Origin of the sequence: Methylobacterium sp. Leaf87 (genome assembly GCF_001422775.1) — a bacterium.
Lineage (GTDB): Bacteria > Pseudomonadota > Alphaproteobacteria > Rhizobiales > Beijerinckiaceae > Methylobacterium.
The window spans coordinates 14,438-32,207 of the sequence record NZ_LMMI01000056.1 but is presented as its reverse complement, the minus strand read 5'-3'; the positions used below and the strand labels follow the sequence as shown (position 1 = coordinate 32,207).

The following is a 17,770-nucleotide window of genomic DNA, read 5'->3' as shown; positions in this document are numbered from 1 at the left end:
TGAACGCTTAGTGAAGCGGTTCCGGCGCATTCTCGTGAACGATGCGCCTCGCCAGTCAGGGATTGAGACGAAAATGGCCGCTTCCGCCGCACCCGCCGTCGATGCTTCGTCCGTCGCCGCCGACCAGCTCAAGAGCTTCATCGAGCGCATCGAGCGCCTCGAGGAGGAGAAGGCCGGTCTCGCCTCGGACATCAAGGACGTCTACGCGGAGGCCAAGGGCACCGGCTTCGACGTGAAGGCCCTGCGCAAGATCATCTCCCTGCGCAAGAAGGATCACGCCGAGCGCCAGGAGGAGGAGGCCATCCTCGAACTCTACATGCAGGCGCTGGGCATGGTGTGAGGCGGACGCCGGCCCATGGCACACAACGACGAGGGCCGCGGCATTCCTGCCGCGGCCCTCGTCGTTTCGGGGATCGCCCGAGCGGGGATCAGCGCGCGCCCGGCACCGGGCGGGTGGCCGAACCCGAGAAACGTCCTGCATTGAGGTCATCGCCGGGCGCGCGCGCCGAGAAGCGGGTGGCGACGGCCGCCGGCTGGGTCAGGCTGCCGGCGGGCGCGCCGTCGAGCTTGGTCCGGGTCACGGCGAGGCGCACGGGCGCGGCGCGGCTCGCCGGCTCGGAGGCGCCCTGCGCGGCGGCGGCGAACAGGGCGCGCAACTGCAGCTTCGGGTCGGCGGTGGCGGCAACGAGGCGGGCAGGCGAGGGCGCCTGCGTGGACATCTGGGCTTGGGCGGGGGCGAGGTTGGCCATGCCGGCGGTCCCGAGGCCCGCGACCTGAACCGGCGGACGCTGCGGAGGCAGGGGCATCGTGAGCGCGGCGGCCACGGCGGCGAACTCGGCCGGGCGACGCGGCGGGAGCGGAACCTCGGCCGTCGCTCTGGCCGCATCCCCGGTGTTGCCGTCGGGCACCCTGGTCTCCGTGGACTTCTCGGCGGTCAGGAGGGTCTGGGCATCGCGCCCATCGCGGCGCAGGAGGGCCGACTTGAGGGTGTCGTCGGCCGCGGGCGCCGCGTAGGCCAGGGCCGCGCGGGTGCCGGTCTGGTCGTCCGGGTCGGCGCTCGCCACCACCACGCTCGGCTTGACGCGGGCCCGCGTCGCGGGGGCAGGGGCCGGTGCGGGCGGCTCGCTGCTCGAGCCGCCGCCGAACAGGCTGGCGAAGAAGCCCCGGATGCTCGGGCCGTCCTCCTCGTCGACCTGCTGAGCCACCTGGGTGATGCCCAGCACGGTACCGCCGCGGGCCAGGACCTCGGCGCGGGCGAGCTCGTAGCCGGGCAGGGGGCGGTTGTCGGCGGGCAGGTGGACGGTCTTGCCGTCGGGGAACAGGCGGCTGAGCTGGTCGTGGGTCATGCGCGGCCAGGAGCGCACGGAGCCGACATCGAGATGGACGAAGGGCGAACCCGCGCGCGGGTACCAGCCGACGCCGCCGCGCTGCATCCGCATGCCCACGGCGCGGATCTGGTCGATGGAGACGTCGGGCAGGTAGAAGTCCATGGCCTTGCCGAGCATGTGCTGGCTGTACTCGGCGACGGCGCGGGAGCGGCGACGCAGCATGGCGTTGGTGCCGGGCGAGCGGTAGGCCGACACCACCGTGATGGGCTCCTGCGAACCGACGGAGCGGTAGGCCTCCCACACGGTGTCGAACAGGCGCGGGTCCATCTTGATGGATTCTTCGGCGCGCCAGTCGCGCAGGAGCCAGTTCAACTGCTCGAGGGCGGCCCGGTCGTAGCGCCCGTCGCGCTTGAACGTGACGGTGAGGCTTTCCTTGGTGTGGCTGTGGAAGATCGAGAGGGTGCGGGTGTCGCCGTTGGCCACCGCGTCCTGGGTGCCGCGCGTGCCGGCCACGAGGGCCAGGGCGATACCCGAGGCGGCGATGGCGACACGGCGCAGGCGCGCGGGGCGCGGGCCGGACCGGGGGCCGTGTCGCAGGAACTGACGCACGTTCGTCCTCACCTCTGCCGGATCCCGCGCGCCGGGCGGATCATGGTGAACGCAAGGTTGCCGAAAACCATGAACGCGCGGTTATCGGATCCTCGACTGTCCGCCGGTCGATGCCGTTTATGGCTAAGATCCAACCGTGGCGAAATCGTGCTCCGACGTGCGGCGGCACACGCCGGACGGCTGTCCCGGGGTTTTCCGGTTCGCGGCCGCGCCGCGCCGGGCCGAAACCCTGCCTACCACCAGCCGGAGGACGGCCGCGACGGGGTCGGGGTCCACAGGCCGGGCTCGCCGAAATCCGCCGGCGGTCGCGCGGCGGTGCGGGCGGGCTGCACCGCCCGGACCTCGCGCACGGGCTTGCGCCGCACCTCCGGCGACGGCGTGGCGTTCGACGCCGCTGCAGGGGATCTGGATCCCGCGAGCTTCGGCGTCGCCTTGCCGGCCGGGGCCTTGGCCACGAGCAGGCTGCCGGGGGCGAGACCCAGCGCGATCTTCATGCGCGAATCGTAGCCGTAGAGATCCGGCAGGGTCCGGTAGCCGCCGAGATCGTCGACGTAAGCGGTGAAGTAGGCGAGGTGCACCGGCAGCTTCTCGGCGAGGCGGATGGTGCGCTCGCCCTTGCCGATGAGTTTCTTCAGACGCTCGCCCGACCAGGCCGCGGGCAGCACCGAATCGGCGAAGCGGAAGGGATCCTCCACCCGCACGCAGCCGTGGCTCAGCGCCCGGCGCGAGCCGGAGAACAGGGACCGGTTCGGCGTGTCGTGCAGGTAGACCGCATGGTTGTTGGGGAACATGAACTTGATGAAGCCCAGTGCGTTGCGCTCGCCCGGCGGCTGGCGGACCGAGACGTTGCCGTTGCGGTAGACCACCTCGTAGCCGCGCCGCGCCGCGTAGTTCGGGTCGCGGGCGAGGCCGGGCAGGAACTCGTTCTTCAGGATCGAGGGCGGCACGTTCCAGGATGGATTGACGACGGCGTATTCCATGAGGCCGGAGAAGATCGGCGTCGGGCTCTCGGTCTTGCCGACGATGACCCGGGCCTCGTCGCGCTTGACGCCGTCCTTGAACACCCGGACCTGGAACTCGGGAATGTTGACCATCACGTAGTCGCGCCCGAGGTCGGCCGGCAGCCAGCGCCAGCGCTCCATGTTGACGAGGAGCGCGGCCTCGTTGTCGTCGGACACGGGCGCGGCGTCGGGACGCCCCAGGGCCGCCACGGTCTGCTGGGTCAGGGTGCCGGTGACGGGCAGCCCCCGGCGGCGCTGGAACCCGGCGACGGCGGCCGAAACGGCGGAATCGTACGCATCGGATTCGCCCGGCGCCGTGTCGAGGGTCCCCGCCGTGCGGGTCGCGAGGGCGAAGCGGGTGCGCAGGGCCGGCACCCGCGGATCGCGCATGCCGAGCTTCAGGACGGGGCCGGTGGGCAGGTGCACGGTGGGCTCGCCCGCCGGGGCCTGCCCGCCCCGGGCGGCGGCGAGGCGGCCTTTCAGGGCGAGATAGCCCGGCTGGCTCGGGTTGTAGGCCTGGAGGAGGACGCCGGCCTGGACGCCGGCCGGGGCGATCCGGCCCAGAACCGCGTCGGCGGCGGGCAGGTCGAGGGTCGGCGTGATGAGGCGCGACACGCTCGACAGGTGAACGCGTCCGCCGCGTGCGTCGCGGGCGTAGAGGGCGACGGCCGCCGAGAGCTTCAGCTCGGCGTCGGCCACCTGGGCCTCGGTGAGCGGTTGGGTGCCGAGCACCGGCACCGGGTAGGCGGCGGCCTTGAGGCCGTCCTCGCCAGCGGCGGCGAGACGCGCGGCGGCGGCCTTGGCGGCGGCCGTGTAGGCGCCGTCGACGATCCACACGGGCTTGAAGGCGCCGAGCGCGTAGAACGCCTGGATCGCCTCGCGGTCCTTCGTGGTCAGGCGCGGCAGCAGGGGGGCGGGGTCGGCGAGACGCGCCGCCACGGCGGCGCCCAGGGGATCGCTCGGCACCGGCGGGGGCGCCTCGGCGACGGGCGTGGGGGACGCGTCGGCCGGCGGAGCGGCGGCTTCAGGGGAGGCGGGCACGGCCACGGGGCTCGCCGTCTCCGGGAGCGCGGGATCGACGGAGGCCTTCTGCACGACGGGGGTGTCCGGCCGGTCCGGCGCGGCGACCTCGGCGTGGGCGCCGTAGCCGAGGCAGCCCGCGACGAGGGCCGACAGGGCGACGGAGGCGGAGCGCGTGACGCCCATGGGTGCAACTCCTGCGGACCGGACGGCCGGTCGCTTCAGTTAAAGATATCGACCGGCGCGTACGGGTGCGCAACGGCACGCCCTCGCGAGAGGGCGCACCTGTGCCATTTTGGTTCAGGCGGCCTCTTCGGCCTTGTCGTCACCGTCGAGCCCGAGGTCCTTGAGCTTGCGGTAGAGCGTGGATCGGCCGATTCCGAGGCGGCGCGAGACCTCCGACATCCGGCCGCGGTAGAATTGCAGGGCGAAGCGGATGATCTCGGCCTCAAGGCCGTCCATGGTCTTCATCTCGCCGGTCTCTTCGGCCACCAGGCTCATGGCGTGGGGATCGCGGACCTCGACCCGGACGATCTCGCGCACGGGCTCGGGCGCCCCGGCCTGCACCATGGGCTGCACGGGGGCGGCCGGGATGCGCACGTCGAAGCCCTCGACCTGGGCGGCGATCTGCGGAAACTCCGCCACGGTGAGTTCATCGCCATCGGCCAGCACCACGGCGCGGAACAGGGCGTTCTCGAGCTGGCGCACGTTGCCGGGCCAGCCGTAGCGGGTCAGCAGCGCCATGGCCTCGGGGGTGACGGCGCGAACCTTCTTGCCCTCTTCCGCCGCGAACCGGGCGCAGAACGAGCGCACGAGATCGGGGATGTCCTCGCGGCGGGCGCGCAGGGGCGGCAGGGTCATGGGGAAGACGTTGAGGCGGTAGTACAGGTCCTCGCGGAAGCGGCCCTGCTTGACCAGATCGAGGAGGGAGCGGTTCGTCGCCGAGATGAGGCGGATATCCACCCGCACGCTGCGCTTGGCGCCCACGGGATCGACCTCGCCCTCCTGCAGGGCGCGCAGGAGCTTCACCTGGGCGTCGAGGGGCAGCTCGCCGATCTCGTCGAGGAACAGGGTGCCGCCGGACGCCTCGACGAACTTGCCCATGTGGCGCTCGGTGGCGCCGGTGAACGCCCCCTTCTCGTGGCCGAACAGGGTCGATTCCACGAGGTTGTCGGGGATCGCGCCGCAATTGACCGTGACGAAGGCCTTGCCGCGCCGGTCGCCCGAGCCCTGGATGGCGCGGGCGAGGACCTCCTTGCCGACCCCCGATTCGCCCTCGATGAGCACGGGAATGTTGGATTTGGCCGACCGCTCGGCGAGCCGCGTGACCCGCTCCATGTCGGGACTCTTCGAGGTGAGATCCTTGAACGAGAGGGAGCCGGAGGCGCGCCGGCGCATGCGGCGGACCTCCTCCTCGAGCTGATCGACCTTCAGGGCGTTCTTGATGGAGACCTGCAGACGCTCGGCGCCGGCGGGCTTCACCACGAAATCGACGGCCCCGGCCCGCATGGCGGTGACGACGGCATCGATGGAGCCGTTGGAGGTCTGGACGATGACCGGCACGTCGAGGCCGGATTTGCGCATCTCGGCCATCACGCCGAGGCCATCGAGACCGCCGGGCATCACGAGATCCAGGAGAACCACGTCGATGGGCTCGCCCGAGCGCAAGGCGGCGAGCCCGTCGGCGCCGGTCTCTGCGACCTTCGCGTCGAAGCCGAGCCGGCGCACCATCGCCTCGGCGAGGCGGCGCTGCACGGGATCGTCGTCGACGATGAGGACCGTTGTCGACATGGGGGGCGCCTTGGTCTCGCGGGGAGGTGGCCGCACCGCGAGACGGGCTCGGTGATGCGGCACCAGACTGTTTCGTTTCGATCCGCAGGGTGCCCCAAGAGCGTAAAGCCGCGCTTAACGACGATCCGACTTTTCCGGGGATTGTCGGTCGGCGACGCCGCACCCCTGCTTTTCCCGCGCCGGGACGTCGGCTTTCGCCCACAAGGCGGTTGATCGCGGGGCCGGCCCGCTCGATATCACCGGGCAGCGGCGCTTCAGTGCCCAGCCCCAGGAAGCCTCCCATCATGCCGAGTCGAGCCGTCGCCCAAGCTAGCCGCGCGGGCATCGTCGCCATTGCCGAAGGGGCCAGCGCCGCACGGGCGGCCGCACTCGCCGCCGACCTCGGCGCCTTGCCCGAATGGGACCTCGGCGACCTCTATTCCGGCATCGACGCCCCCGATTTCCGCGCCGACCTCGCCCGCGCCGAGACGGCCTGCCGCGAGGTCTCCGAGCGTTATGCCGGCCGGCTGGCGGACCTCGCCGCCGGCCCGGACGCCTCCGCGCGCCTCGCCGAGGCGGTCCGGGCCTACGAGGCCATCGAGGATCTGCTCGGCCGCCTGATGTCGTTCGCCGGCCTCGTCTACTCGGGCGACACCACCGACGAGACGCGCGAAAAATTCTACGGCGACACCCAGGAGCGCCTGACGACGGCGTCCAGCCACCTCCTGTTCTTCGCCCTCGAGCTCAACCGCATCGACGACGCCGCCATGGACGCGGCCATGGCGGACGGGCCGCTTTCCACCTACGCCCCCTGGATCGAGGACCTTCGTCGCGAGAAGCCGTTCCAGCTCGACGACCGCACGGAGAAGCTGTTCCTGGAGAAGTCGGTCACCGGCCGCTCGGCGTGGAACCGCCTGTTCGACGGCACCATCGCGTCCCTGCGGTTTCCCGTACAGGGCGAGCAGCTCACCCTGGAGCCGACCCTCAACCGCCTGCAGGACCCGGACGGGGCCGTGCGCAAGGAGGCGGCCGGCGCGCTCAGCGAGGTGTTCCGGGCGAACCTGCGCACGTTCACGCTGATCACCAACACCCTCGCCAAGGACAAGGAGATCAATGATCGCTGGCGCGGGTTCACGGACGTGGCCGAATCCCGCCACCTGTCGAACCGCGTCGAGCCCGAAGTGGTGGATGCCCTGGTCGAGGCCGTGCAGGCGGCCTATCCGCGCCTGTCGCACCGCTACTACGCCCTGAAGGCGAAGTGGTTCGGGGTCGAGGCCCTGCCGTACTGGGACCGCAACGCGCCGCTGCCGAAGGTCGAGCAGCGCACGATTCCCTGGGCGGAGGCCCGCGACACGGTGCTCGACGCCTACGGTGCCTTCTCGCCGCGCATGGCGAGCATCGCGAAGACGTTCTTCGACCGAAACTGGATCGACGCGCCGACCCGGCCCGGCAAGGCGCCCGGCGCCTTCGCCCACCCGACCGTGCCCTCGGCCCACCCCTACGTGCTGGTGAATTACCAGGGCAAGCCGCGCGACGTGATGACCCTGGCGCACGAGCTCGGCCACGGGGTGCATCAGGTGCTCGCCGGCCCCAACGGCGCCCTGATGGCCCCCACCCCCCTGACGCTCGCCGAAACCGCGAGCGTGTTCGGCGAGATGCTGACCTTCCGCCGGCTGCTGGCCGCCACCACCAACGCGACCCAGCGCCGGGCCATGCTCGCCGCCAAGGTCGAGGACATGATCAACACCGTGGTCCGGCAAGTCGCGTTCTACGCTTTCGAGCGCAAGGTGCACCTCGCCCGTGCCGAGGGCGAGCTCACGGCGGAAGCGATCAACGCCCTGTGGATGTCGGTGCAGCGCGACAGCCTCGGTCCGGCCATCACCCTGGATGCGGGCTACGAGCCGTTCTGGGCCTACATCCCGCACTTCATCCACTCGCCGTTCTACGTCTACGCCTACGCCTTCGGCGATTGCCTCGTGAACTCCCTCTACGGGGTCTACGCCAAGGCCGAGGACGGATTCGTGGAGCGCTATTTCGCCCTGCTCTCGGCCGGCGGCGCCAAGCCCTACGGCGAACTCCTGGCTCCCTTCGGCCTCGACGCCCGCGACCCGGGCTTCTGGCAGATCGGGCTCACCATGATCGAGGGCATGATCGCGGAGTTGGAGGCGATGGAGGGCTGAGCGCCGCTTGGTATGCCCCGCCTTTCGTTGTACATTCCGTACAACGAAAGGCGGGGCGTCATGAAACTCGAAGTCAAGAAAATCGGCAATTCCACCGGGCTGATCCTGCCCAAGGAACTCCTGAGCCGGCTCAACCTCGCGCAGGGCGACTGGCTCTCGTTGACGGAGGGCGGCGACGGTTCCGTTCGGCTGTCGCCCCTCGACCCGACCTTCGAGAAGGGCATGGAAATCGCCGAGAAGGCGATGAAGACCTACCGCAACGCCCTGTCCGAGCTGGCCAAATGACGACGTTTGTCTGGCTGACGAGCGACCTCGTCCAGGCCATCCACGCCCGCCAGCTCAAGTTGTTCGGCGGCCCCAGCGGCTTGCGCGACGAGGGTGCCCTCGAATCGGCCCTCGGCCGCCCGGTGAACCGGGTCGCCTATGGCGAGGCCGATCTCGCCGAGCTCGCAGCCGCCTACGCGTTCGGGATCGCGAAAAACCATCCGTTCATCGATGGAAACAAGCGCGCGGCCCTGCTCGCCCTCGTCGTCTTTCTCGGCCTCAACGATATCGACTTCGTCACCGACGAGGCCGAGGCGGTGGTCATGATCCGTGGCCTCGCCGCTGGCGAGATCACCGAAGCGGGCCTCGCCCGCTGGATCCGCGACAACTGGCCGGCCGCCTGACCCCTCTCCCGCGCCGCAACGGCGCAGCGCCCTGGCGCGGGACGCCGGCGGACTTATCTCAAGAGAGTGGCCGGATTGCCGGACGCGCCCTTATCCGAGATCCGAAGAACCCGATGGCCGATCACGACAGCGAAGCCAACCGCTTCTCCGCGCGCGCCAGCCGCTACGCCCGCGTCGGTGCCAATGTCGGCGGGGTCGCCGCCCGCATGGCCGGCGCCCGCCTGTTCGGCGGCAAGGAGGCGCCCAGCAACGCCGCCGCCCTGGCCCAGGCGCTGGGCGGCCTCAAGGGGCCGATCATGAAGGTCGCCCAGTTGCTGGCCACGGTGCCCGACCTTCTGCCACCGGAATACGCGACGGAACTGCAGAAGCTCCAGGCCGACGCGCCGCCCATGGGCGCGGCCTTCGTCAAGCGCCGGATGATGGCCGAACTCGGCGCCGACTGGCAGGGGCGGTTCACGAACTTCGACCTCAAGCCGGCGGCGGCCGCGTCCCTCGGACAGGTCCACCGGGCGACCGGCCTCGACGGCACGGCGCTCGCCTGCAAGCTCCAGTATCCCGACATGCAATCGGCCGTGGAGGCCGATCTGAAGCAGCTGGAGGTCGCCTTCGCCCTGCACCGGCGCATGAGCTCCTGGCTCGATACCCGTGAGATCGCGAAGGAAATCGGCGCCCGGGTGCGCGAGGAACTCGACTACGCGCGCGAGGCCAAGCACGCCGTGCTCTATGGCAACGTCCTGCGCGACGTGCCCGAAGTCCGCGTGCCGGCCATTCACACCGATCTCTCCACGAAGCGCCTCCTCACCCTCGGCTGGCTCGAGGGCGAGGGCATTCTCAACTTCTCTCAAAGTCCCATCGAGATCCGCAACCGCCTCGCCCAGGCGATGTTCAAGGCGTGGTGGCACCCGTTCAGCCGCGCCGCCGTCATCCACGGCGACCCGCATCTCGGCAACTACACGGTGTTTTCCGAGGGTGGCGAGGCGCAGGGCATCAACCTCCTCGATTACGGCTGCGTGCGCATCTTCCATCCGCGCTTCGTCGGCGGCGTGGTCGATCTCTATCGGGGGCTCCTGGAGAACGACGGCGCGCGCATCGTCCACGCCTACGAGGTCTGGGGCTTCAAGAACCTCAACAAGGAGCTCATCGAGATCCTCAACATCTGGGCGCGCTTCATCTACGGGCCGATCCTGGAGGACCGCACCCGCACGGTGGCCGACGGGGTCAAGCCCGGCGAGTACGGCCGGCGCCAGGCCTTCGAGGTGCATCAGGCCCTGAAAGCCCGGGGACCCGTGACCGTGCCGCAGGAATTCGTGTTCATGGACCGCGCCGCCGTCGGCCTCGGCGCCGTGTTCCTCCACCTGCGCTCGGAGCTGAACTACCACCGGTTGTTCGAGGCCGAGATCGAGCGCTTCTCGCTCTCCGAACTCGAGACCCGGCAGGGCGAGGCTCTCACGCGGGCGGGACTCGCCCTGCCGGCGTGACCCTATCGGTGTGGCGTCACGCGGCTGGCCCTGCGAAACTTGGCCGGCGCGACAAAAACCGGTTCGTGGCCATTGCGTGGCATGCATGCTGATTGCGAGCCGCCGAGGCTTGCGCTAAATCCCCTTGGAACAAATCAAGACAGATCCATGGGGACGACCACACGATGGCCGATATGAAGACCGTGTCCGGCGTGCATTACAGCCCCGCCATGGACGAGAAGACCCACGAGCAGACCTATCGCGGCTTCGTTCGTTTCGTCGAAATCGGCACCTCCGTGGTGATCTGTTGGGTGCTGGCCCTCGCCATCGGCGGCATTCATGAAGCGTGGCTGACTGCGATCCTCGCCGTCGTGGTGTCCGGCGCCGCCGGTGCCGTGGGCGCCCTCGCGCCGGCCGTGGGCTGGAAGGCCCCCGTCGTGGTCGCGGTCTTGCTTCTGCTCTACCTCTTCTTCGCGTGACGTAGCCCGGGCGCACTGGTATACCAGTCGTCGGGCTCTATATTCCTGCCGAGTTACGGTGGTCCGGACGGATCGCCGAGGGGGCTTCCTGAATGCGCATCGCTGTCCTGACAGAGTCTGATCCCGCGGAGCCGCGGGTCGCGGCGGTGCCCGAAACGGTCAAGAAATTCATCGCCCTCGGGGCCGACGTGACCGTCCAGTCCGGTGCCGGCCTGACCGCCGGTGTCCCGGATGCCGATTACGAGGCGGCGGGTGCCACCGTCGCCTCCTCGGCCCAGGACGCGGCCAACGAGGCCGACCTCGTCCTCAAGGTCCGCCGCCCTAACGGCGACGAGATCGGGCTGCTGAAGCGTGGCGCCACCGTGGTGGCGATCATGGATCCCTACGGCAACGAAGCCGCCCTGGGTGAAATGGCGCAAGCCGGCCTCGACACCTTCGCCATGGAACTGATGCCCCGCATCACCCGCGCGCAGGTGATGGACGTGCTGTCCTCGCAGGCCAACCTCGCCGGATACCGCGCGGTGGTCGACGGTGCCTCCGAGTATGGCCGCGCCATGCCGATGATGATGACGGCCGCCGGCACCGTGCCCGCCGCCCGCGTCTTCGTGATGGGCGTCGGCGTCGCCGGGCTCCAGGCCATCGCCACCGCCCGCCGCATGGGCGCGGTGGTCACCGCCACGGACGTGCGGCCCGCCACCAAGGAGCAGGTCGAGTCCCTGGGCGCCAAGTTCGTCGCCGTCGAGGACGACGAGTTCAAGCAGGCCGAAACCTCGGGCGGCTACGCCAAGGAGATGTCGGCGGAGTACAAGAAGAAGCAGGCCGACCTCGTGGCGACCCACATCGCCAAGCAGGACATCGTCATAACCACCGCCCTGATTCCGGGCCGGCCGGCCCCGCAGCTCGTCTCCGCCGCCATGGTGTCCACCATGAAGCCCGGCTCCGTGCTCATCGATCTCGCGGTCGAGCGTGGCGGCAACGTCGAGGGCGCCAAGGCCGGCGAGATCGTCACCACGGATCACGGCGTGAAGATCGTCGGGCACCTCAACGTGCCCGGCCGCCTCGCCGCCACGGCGTCGAGCCTCTATGCGCGCAACCTCTACGCCTTCGTCGAGACCCTCATCGACAAGGAGGCGAAGTCCCTGGCGGTGAAGCGGGACGACGAACTCGTCCGGGCGACGAACCTGACCCATGACGGTCAGGTCGTGCATCCCGCCTTCCAGACCAAATCCTGATCCCGCCGGAGGATACGATGGCCACGCTCCCCCCCGATCAGGCCGCCGAGCAGGCGCGCGCCGCTGCCACCGCAGCCCGAACCGCTGCGGATATCGCGCAGCAGCACGCCGCCAAGGCGCAGAGTTACGCCGATGGCATCGGTCACGGCCTCAGCGCCGTGACGCATGGTGCCGTCGACCCGACGGTGTTCCAGCTCGCGATCTTCGTTCTGGCGATCTTCGTCGGCTACTACGTGGTCTGGTCGGTGACGCCGGCCCTCCACACGCCCCTCATGTCGGTGACCAACGCCATCTCCTCGGTGATCATCGTCGGCGCCATCCTGGCGGCCGGCGTGCCGCTCCTCGAGCACGGCACCGGCTGGGCCCGCTTCTTCGGCTTCCTCGGCATCGTTCTCGCCAGCGTGAACATCTTCGGCGGCTTCCTCGTCACCCAGCGCATGCTCGGCATGTACAAGAAGAAGGCCTGAGACGATGTCCCAGAACGTCTCGGCACTCCTCTACATCGTTTCCGGCGTCCTGTTCATCATGGCGCTGCGGGGGCTCTCGCACCCGACCACCTCCCGGCAGGGCAACCTGTACGGCATGGTCGGCATGGGGCTCGCCGTCCTCACCACCCTCGTCGGCCATCCGCCGGCGGGATTCGGCGCCTGGATCCTCGTGCTCCTGGGCCTCGGCATCGGCGGCGGCGCCGGTGCCGTCATTGCCAAGCGCGTGCCAATGACGGCCATGCCGCAACTCGTGGCGGCCTTCCACTCCCTCGTCGGCCTCGCGGCCGTGGCGGGTGCGGCCGGCACCCTCTACGCACCGCAGGCGGTGGGCATCCTCGAGAACGGCCACATCCACAAGGAGTCGCTGTTCGAGATGGCGCTCGGTGTCGCCATCGGCGCCATCACCTTCACGGGCTCCGTCATCGCCTTCGCCAAGCTCGACGGGCGCATGTCCGGCAAGCCGATCATGCTGCCCCAGCGCCATGCCCTCAACATCGCCCTGGCCATCGCCCTCGTCGGCCTCATCGCGGTGTTCATCGGCACCGAGAGCAAGCTGGTGTTCTGGGTCATCGTGCTGCTGTCGTTCGCTCTCGGCGGCCTGCTGATCATCCCCATCGGCGGCGCCGACATGCCCGTCGTCGTGTCGATGCTGAACTCCTACTCGGGCTGGGCGGCGGCCGGCATCGGCTTCACCCTGGGCAACCTCGCGCTCATCATGACCGGCGCCCTCGTCGGCTCCTCGGGCGCGATCCTGTCCTACATCATGTGCAAGGCGATGAACCGGTCGTTCATCTCCGTGATCCTCGGGGGCTTCGGCGGTGATGCCGCGGCAGGCGCGGCCGGAGGAGCCGTGGAGACCCGTCCGGTCAAGCAGGGCTCGGCGGACGACGCGGCCTACATCCTGAAGAACGCCGAGCGCGTCATCATCGTGCCGGGCTACGGCATGGCGGTGGCCCAGGCCCAGCATTCGCTCCGCGAGATGGTCGACATGCTCAAGAAGGAGGGCGTCGACGTGAAGTACGCCATCCACCCCGTCGCCGGCCGCATGCCGGGCCACATGAACGTGCTGCTCGCCGAAGCCAACGTGCCCTATGACGAGGTCCACGAGCTCGAGGACATCAACGGCGACTTCCCGCAGGCCGACGTCGCCTTCGTCATCGGCGCCAACGACGTCACCAACCCGGCGGCGAAGACTGACAAGGCCTCGCCGATCTACGGCATGCCGATCCTCGACGTCGAGAAGGCCAAGACCGTGCTGTTCATCAAGCGCGGCATGGGCTCCGGTTACGCCGGCGTCGAGAACGAGGTGTTCTTCCGCGACAACACCATGATGCTGTTCGGCGACGCCAAGAAGGTCGTCGACTCCATCGTCAAGAACCTCTGAACCTCTGGCGCGGGCCTCGCCCGCGCCGCCAGGACAGCGTACGGGGTCGGCGTCCATCGCCGGCCCCGTCGTCGTTTTCGTGCAGTTCGGGCCGGCCGGGCTGGAGTAGGGTCGCCCCGTGTCAGCCGAGATCCCCCGCGCCTTCCTCGACGTCACCCGCTCGGTCCTCGGACGGCCGTGGCACGACCGCTGCGCCGATCCGGTGCTCCAGGCCTACGCCGCCACCATGACCCAGGCCCACGGCCTGCCGGACCTCCTCGCCCGGGTGCTGTCGGGGCGCGGCATCCGCCCGGCGGAGTCGGACGCGCATCTCAACCCGCGCCTGCGCGACCTGATGCCGGATCCGGACTGCCTCGTGGACATGGCGGCCGCGACGGACCGCCTCGCCCAAGCCGTCTCGACCCGCGAGACCGTGGCGATCTTCGGCGATTACGACGTCGATGGCGCCGCCAGCGCCGCGCTCCTGGCCGCCTATCTGCGCGGCTTCGGCCTCGAGGTCCGCATCCACATCCCCGACCGCATCACCGAGGGCTACGGGCCGAACGCCGCCGCCGTCACCGCCCTGTGGGAGGCCGGCGCCACCCTCCTCGTCTGCGTCGATTGCGGCACCAGCGGCCACGCCCCCCTGGAGGCGGCCGAAGCCCTCGGCCTCGACGTCATCGTCCTCGACCATCACGGCGCCCCCGAGACCCTGCCGCCCGCCCGCGCCGTGGTGAACCCCAACCGCCTCGACGACCTGTCGGGTCTCGGCCACCTCTGCGCGGCGGGCGTGGTGTTCCTCGCCCTGGTGGCCCTGAACCGGCGCCTGCGCCGGGACGGCGTGGCGGACCTCCCCGACCTCGCCGCCGCCCTCGATCTCGTGGCGCTGGCCACGGTCGCCGACGTGGTGCCCCTGACGGGCCTCAACCGCGCCTTCGTGGTGCAGGGCTTGAAGGTGATGCGCGGACGCGGACGCATCGGCCTCGCCGCCCTTCTGGACGCCGCCGCGTTGAGCGAAGCGCCGGAAGCCTGGCACCTCGGCTACCTTGTCGGTCCGCGCATCAACGCCGGCGGCCGCATTGGAGATGCGGGCCTCGGCGCCCGCCTGCTCACCACCCACGACGCGGCGGAAGCCGCCGGTATCGCCGCCGAACTCGACCGTCTCAACCGCGAGCGCCAGGCCATCGAGGCCCAGGCCGTGGCGGCGGCCGAAGCCGACATGGACCACGCGCTCACGGGCGACCCTGAGCGCCCGGTCCTGGTGGCGGCCTCGGCAGAATGGCATCCGGGCGTCGTCGGCCTCATCGCCGCACGCCTCAAGGAACGCTTCGGCCGCCCGGCCTTCGCCTTCGCGCTCCGGCCCGACGGCACCGCCACGGGCTCGGGCCGCTCCATCCCCGGCGCCGACCTCGGCCGGGCCGTGCGCGCGGCGGTGGATGCGGGCCTCGCCCTCAAGGGCGGCGGCCACGCCATGGCGGCCGGCGTCACCCTGGCGGGGCCGGACACGGCGGCGTTCGCGGCCTACCTCGGGTCGGATCTGGCGCAAGCCGTCGGCGCGGCCCGTGCCGTCGAGGCGCTCCTCCTCGATGGCACCGTGAACGCGGGCGGAGCCACGGCCGAAATGGTCCGCCTGCTCCAGCGCGCCGGCCCGTTCGGTTCGGGCGCGCCCGAACCGATCTTCGCCCTGCCGCGCCACCGCATCGTCGACGCCGGCATCGTCGGCAACGGCCACGTCCGGGCGCGCCTGCGCAGCCGCGACGGTCAGGCCGTGGGCGCCATCTGCTTCCGCGCGGCACAGGGCCCCCTCGGTCAGGCCATCCTCGCCGGTATCGGTCGTGAATTCCACGTCGCCGGAACCCTGGCGGTGGACACCTGGCGTGGGGCCGACCGTGCCCAGGTCCGGATTTGCGACCTCGCGCCGATCGATTGAGCGATCCCCGTTGACACCCGCGCGGGGCCTCATCATAAGGACCCGCGCGCTGCCCACGGGCAGCGGTTTGGGGGAATGTCCCGAGCGGCAAAGGGGGCGGACTGTAAATCCGCTGCGTAAGCTTCGTAGGTTCGAGTCCTACTTCCCCCACCAAACGTCTGACGAGATCGCGAGCGACGTTTCCGGCTCCCTGTCTCGACCTTCGGTGATCGTGTCGGACGATCGTCGATGCGGGTGTAGCTCAATGGTAGAGCAGCAGCCTTCCAAGCTGAATACCCGGGTTCGATTCCCGGTACCCGCTCCACTCCCTTCGCGTTTGACATCAATCACTTAGCCCACTGGGCATCCCCGTTCGTGGGACTATCTCACGGGCCCAGCTCACATAGCCGTGATGTTTCGGGAACGGCAAACCCATCGTCGAGACCGTCCGCGACGAGCTCGTCAGCGCGACGCGCGGGCCGGCCGAGGCCCCGTTCTACCTCACGTTCAGGACGGCCAGCTCGGACAAGACGCACGCGCAGCTCACCGTCCGCCGCCGGGAGAGCGATCCGCCCCGACCGGTGCCGGCCGAGGCCTGGCACTACGTCACGCCGCGTCAGCTCGAGCTACTTCCGAAGGGTACGAAGCCGCTCCCGGGATCCATCTACCAGTTCACCTACACGGCCACGGAACCGAAGGTGCTCGGCATCGGCTTCGCCGCCACCCGCGACGTGGTGGCCTACCTGCGCGGCGACGCCGACGGCGGGGCCAACCCGGCCGCCGGAGCGATCCGCCATGCCGTCGCCCTCGGCGTGTCGCAGAGCGGGCGCTACCTGCGCGACTTCATCCATCAAGGCTTCAACCGCGACGAGGCCGGCTGCCGGGTCTTCGACGGCGTGCTGTCGCACATCGCGGGAGTCGGCGGCATCTTTCTCAATGCCCGCTTCGGCCAGCCCTCGCGCACCAACACGCAACACGAGGACCACTTCTACCCGGAGAACGCCTTCCCGTTCTCCGCCGCCCAGCAGCACGACCCTGTCATGGGACGAACCGGCGCGCTCCCACGCGGCGACGGCTTCGATCCCCTCCTGATCGAGGTGAACACCGGCACCGAGTACTGGCAAAAGGGTGCCTCGCTGCTGACGACAGATCCCCTCGGCCGCACCGACGTGCCCCTGCCGGGCACGGCGCGTGCCTTTCTGGTCTCGAGCGGCTTTCATTACGGCCGCGCCGGTCTGGCCTCGACCAAGGGAGCGTGCACCAACCCGCGCAGCACCCTCAACCCGGCCCCGGCGGTCCGAGTGCTCCTCGTAGCCCTCGAGGACTGGGTCACGTCCGGCAAGACCCCGCCGGACAGCCGCGTCCCCCGTTTGTCGGACGGCACCCTGGTCGAGGCCGCCGGCATCGGCTTTCCGTTCCTCGTCGGAGTGCCGGTTCCGACGGCGCCGAACGCCCTCGCGCGGTTCGACACCTATGTCGATCCGCGGCCCGAGAGCGGGCCGCAGTACCGGCCCCTCGTCCCGCGCGTCGATGCGGACGGAAACGATGTGGCAGGCATCCGCCTTCCCGCCGTGGCGGCGCCGCGCGCGACCTTTACGGGCTGGAACCTCTATGCCGATCCGTTTCCAGCGGGTGTCCTCTGTGACCGCGAAGGCAGCCAGCTCCCCTTCGCACGCACCCGGGCGGAGCGGGTGGCGACCGGGGATCCGCGCCCCTCGATCGAAGAGCGCTACGCCGATCCGGACGCCTACGTCGCGGCCGTCACGAAATCCGTCGACGCCCTCGTGTCGGATCGCCTCTTGCTTCGAGAGGACGGCGATCGCCTGATCGCAGCGGCACGGCAGGAAGCAGTGCCCTAGCCGGTCGAGGCCGAGCCCCACTGCAGCGGTGGCGGCCCGCAGAGCTCGCCACGACTGAACGGTCGGGCAGATCTCGACTTGGTTGAGGCCGGCCATTCTCAGGCTGGGACGGCAGGCTTCCAGGCTTGCCACCGCCCCAAGAGGGTTGACCTCCCAGCCTTCGACCGAGTCGTCGATCCGCCTGAACTAGGCGCCGGGGAAGGTCTTCCCGATAGCCGGTGGCGGAAAACCAACTCGCATTTCGGGCACGGACTTCATCGGCGTTGTATGGGAGCAGATGACGCTGGACCGCGTTGGACTCGGCACACCGATATCTGAGGCAGCCGATGTATCCGAACCGATTGGTAGAGACGGAAGCGGTTCTCGCCCGGATCGATCGAGCGTGGCGCTCGGAGGTGACGCGCCTT

The 17,770-nt window shown here is 70.1% G+C and carries 14 protein-coding genes and 2 tRNA genes; 13 read left to right on the top strand and 3 right to left on the bottom strand.

The window, feature by feature from the left end; genetic code table 11:
* Positions 1–73: 73 nt before the first annotated feature.
* Positions 74–340 (top strand): DUF2312 domain-containing protein, encoded by a 267-nt coding sequence (locus ASF22_RS19140; RefSeq protein WP_056096607.1) that lies wholly within the window; start codon positions 74–76, stop codon positions 338–340.
* Positions 341–428: 88 nt separating this feature from the next.
* Here ASF22_RS19140 and ASF22_RS19135 read toward each other — a convergent pair whose 3' ends face one another.
* The 3 genes from ASF22_RS19135 to ASF22_RS19125 all read right to left on the bottom strand — a co-directional run bounded on the left by ASF22_RS19135 (position 429) and on the right by ASF22_RS19125 (position 5,749).
* Positions 429–1,949, bottom strand: a complete 1,521-nt coding sequence (locus ASF22_RS19135) for a DUF882 domain-containing protein (RefSeq protein ID WP_244474346.1) — start codon at positions 1,947–1,949, stop codon at positions 429–431.
* A 221-nt stretch (positions 1,950–2,170) separates the two neighbouring features.
* On the bottom strand, positions 2,171–4,144 hold the full coding sequence (locus ASF22_RS19130; RefSeq protein WP_056267249.1) for a L,D-transpeptidase family protein: 1,974 nt from the start codon (positions 4,142–4,144) through the stop codon (positions 2,171–2,173).
* Between the two features lie 114 nt (positions 4,145–4,258).
* Positions 4,259–5,749, bottom strand: a complete 1,491-nt coding sequence (locus tag ASF22_RS19125) for a sigma-54 dependent transcriptional regulator (RefSeq protein ID WP_056168686.1) — start codon at positions 5,747–5,749, stop codon at positions 4,259–4,261.
* 284 nt (positions 5,750–6,033) lie between these two features.
* On the opposite strand from ASF22_RS19125, the gene ASF22_RS19120 reads away from it, so the two are divergent.
* From ASF22_RS19120 to ASF22_RS19065, 12 genes are all read left to right on the top strand, one after another.
* Entirely contained in the window at positions 6,034–7,908 is a 1,875-nt protein-coding gene (locus ASF22_RS19120) for a M3 family oligoendopeptidase (protein WP_056168683.1), read from the top strand.
* A gap of 60 nt (positions 7,909–7,968) precedes the next feature.
* Positions 7,969–8,193 carry an AbrB/MazE/SpoVT family DNA-binding domain-containing protein gene (locus ASF22_RS19115; RefSeq protein WP_056168680.1) on the top strand — a complete coding sequence of 75 codons (225 nt, stop codon included), beginning with the start codon at positions 7,969–7,971 and terminating at the stop codon, positions 8,191–8,193.
* Positions 8,190–8,576, top strand: coding sequence for a type II toxin-antitoxin system death-on-curing family toxin (locus tag ASF22_RS19110; RefSeq protein ID WP_056168675.1), 387 nt, complete (start codon positions 8,190–8,192; stop codon positions 8,574–8,576). The genes ASF22_RS19115 and ASF22_RS19110 overlap by 4 nt, the downstream gene beginning before the upstream one ends.
* Before the next feature lie 113 nt (positions 8,577–8,689).
* Positions 8,690–10,054, top strand: a complete 1,365-nt coding sequence (locus tag ASF22_RS19105; protein ID WP_056267246.1) for an AarF/ABC1/UbiB kinase family protein — start codon at positions 8,690–8,692, stop codon at positions 10,052–10,054.
* Between the two features lie 164 nt (positions 10,055–10,218).
* Positions 10,219–10,512 (top strand): aa3-type cytochrome c oxidase subunit IV, encoded by a 294-nt coding sequence (locus ASF22_RS19100; protein ID WP_056168668.1) that lies wholly within the window; start codon positions 10,219–10,221, stop codon positions 10,510–10,512.
* Positions 10,513–10,604: 92 nt separating this feature from the next.
* The gene (locus ASF22_RS19095; protein WP_056168661.1) at positions 10,605–11,744 is read left to right on the top strand and encodes a Re/Si-specific NAD(P)(+) transhydrogenase subunit alpha; all 1,140 of its coding nucleotides are present in this window, start codon (positions 10,605–10,607) and stop codon (positions 11,742–11,744) included.
* A gap of 17 nt (positions 11,745–11,761) precedes the next feature.
* Complete coding sequence (locus tag ASF22_RS19090; RefSeq protein WP_056168659.1) at positions 11,762–12,211, top strand: NAD(P) transhydrogenase subunit alpha; 450 nt, start codon at positions 11,762–11,764, stop codon at positions 12,209–12,211.
* 4 nt (positions 12,212–12,215) lie between these two features.
* Complete coding sequence (locus ASF22_RS19085; protein WP_056168656.1) at positions 12,216–13,616, top strand: NAD(P)(+) transhydrogenase (Re/Si-specific) subunit beta; 1,401 nt, start codon at positions 12,216–12,218, stop codon at positions 13,614–13,616.
* Between the two features lie 226 nt (positions 13,617–13,842).
* Positions 13,843–15,525, top strand: a complete 1,683-nt coding sequence (recJ, locus tag ASF22_RS19080) for a single-stranded-DNA-specific exonuclease RecJ (RefSeq protein ID WP_244474352.1) — start codon at positions 13,843–13,845, stop codon at positions 15,523–15,525.
* Between the two features lie 69 nt (positions 15,526–15,594).
* Positions 15,595–15,678 (top strand) — tRNA-Tyr (locus ASF22_RS19075).
* 77 nt (positions 15,679–15,755) lie between these two features.
* Positions 15,756–15,829: transfer RNA gene (locus ASF22_RS19070), tRNA-Gly, on the top strand.
* A gap of 256 nt (positions 15,830–16,085) precedes the next feature.
* On the top strand, positions 16,086–17,363 hold the full coding sequence (locus ASF22_RS19065; RefSeq protein ID WP_244474345.1) for an alpha/beta hydrolase domain-containing protein: 1,278 nt from the start codon (positions 16,086–16,088) through the stop codon (positions 17,361–17,363).
* Positions 17,364–17,770 lie beyond the last annotated feature (407 nt).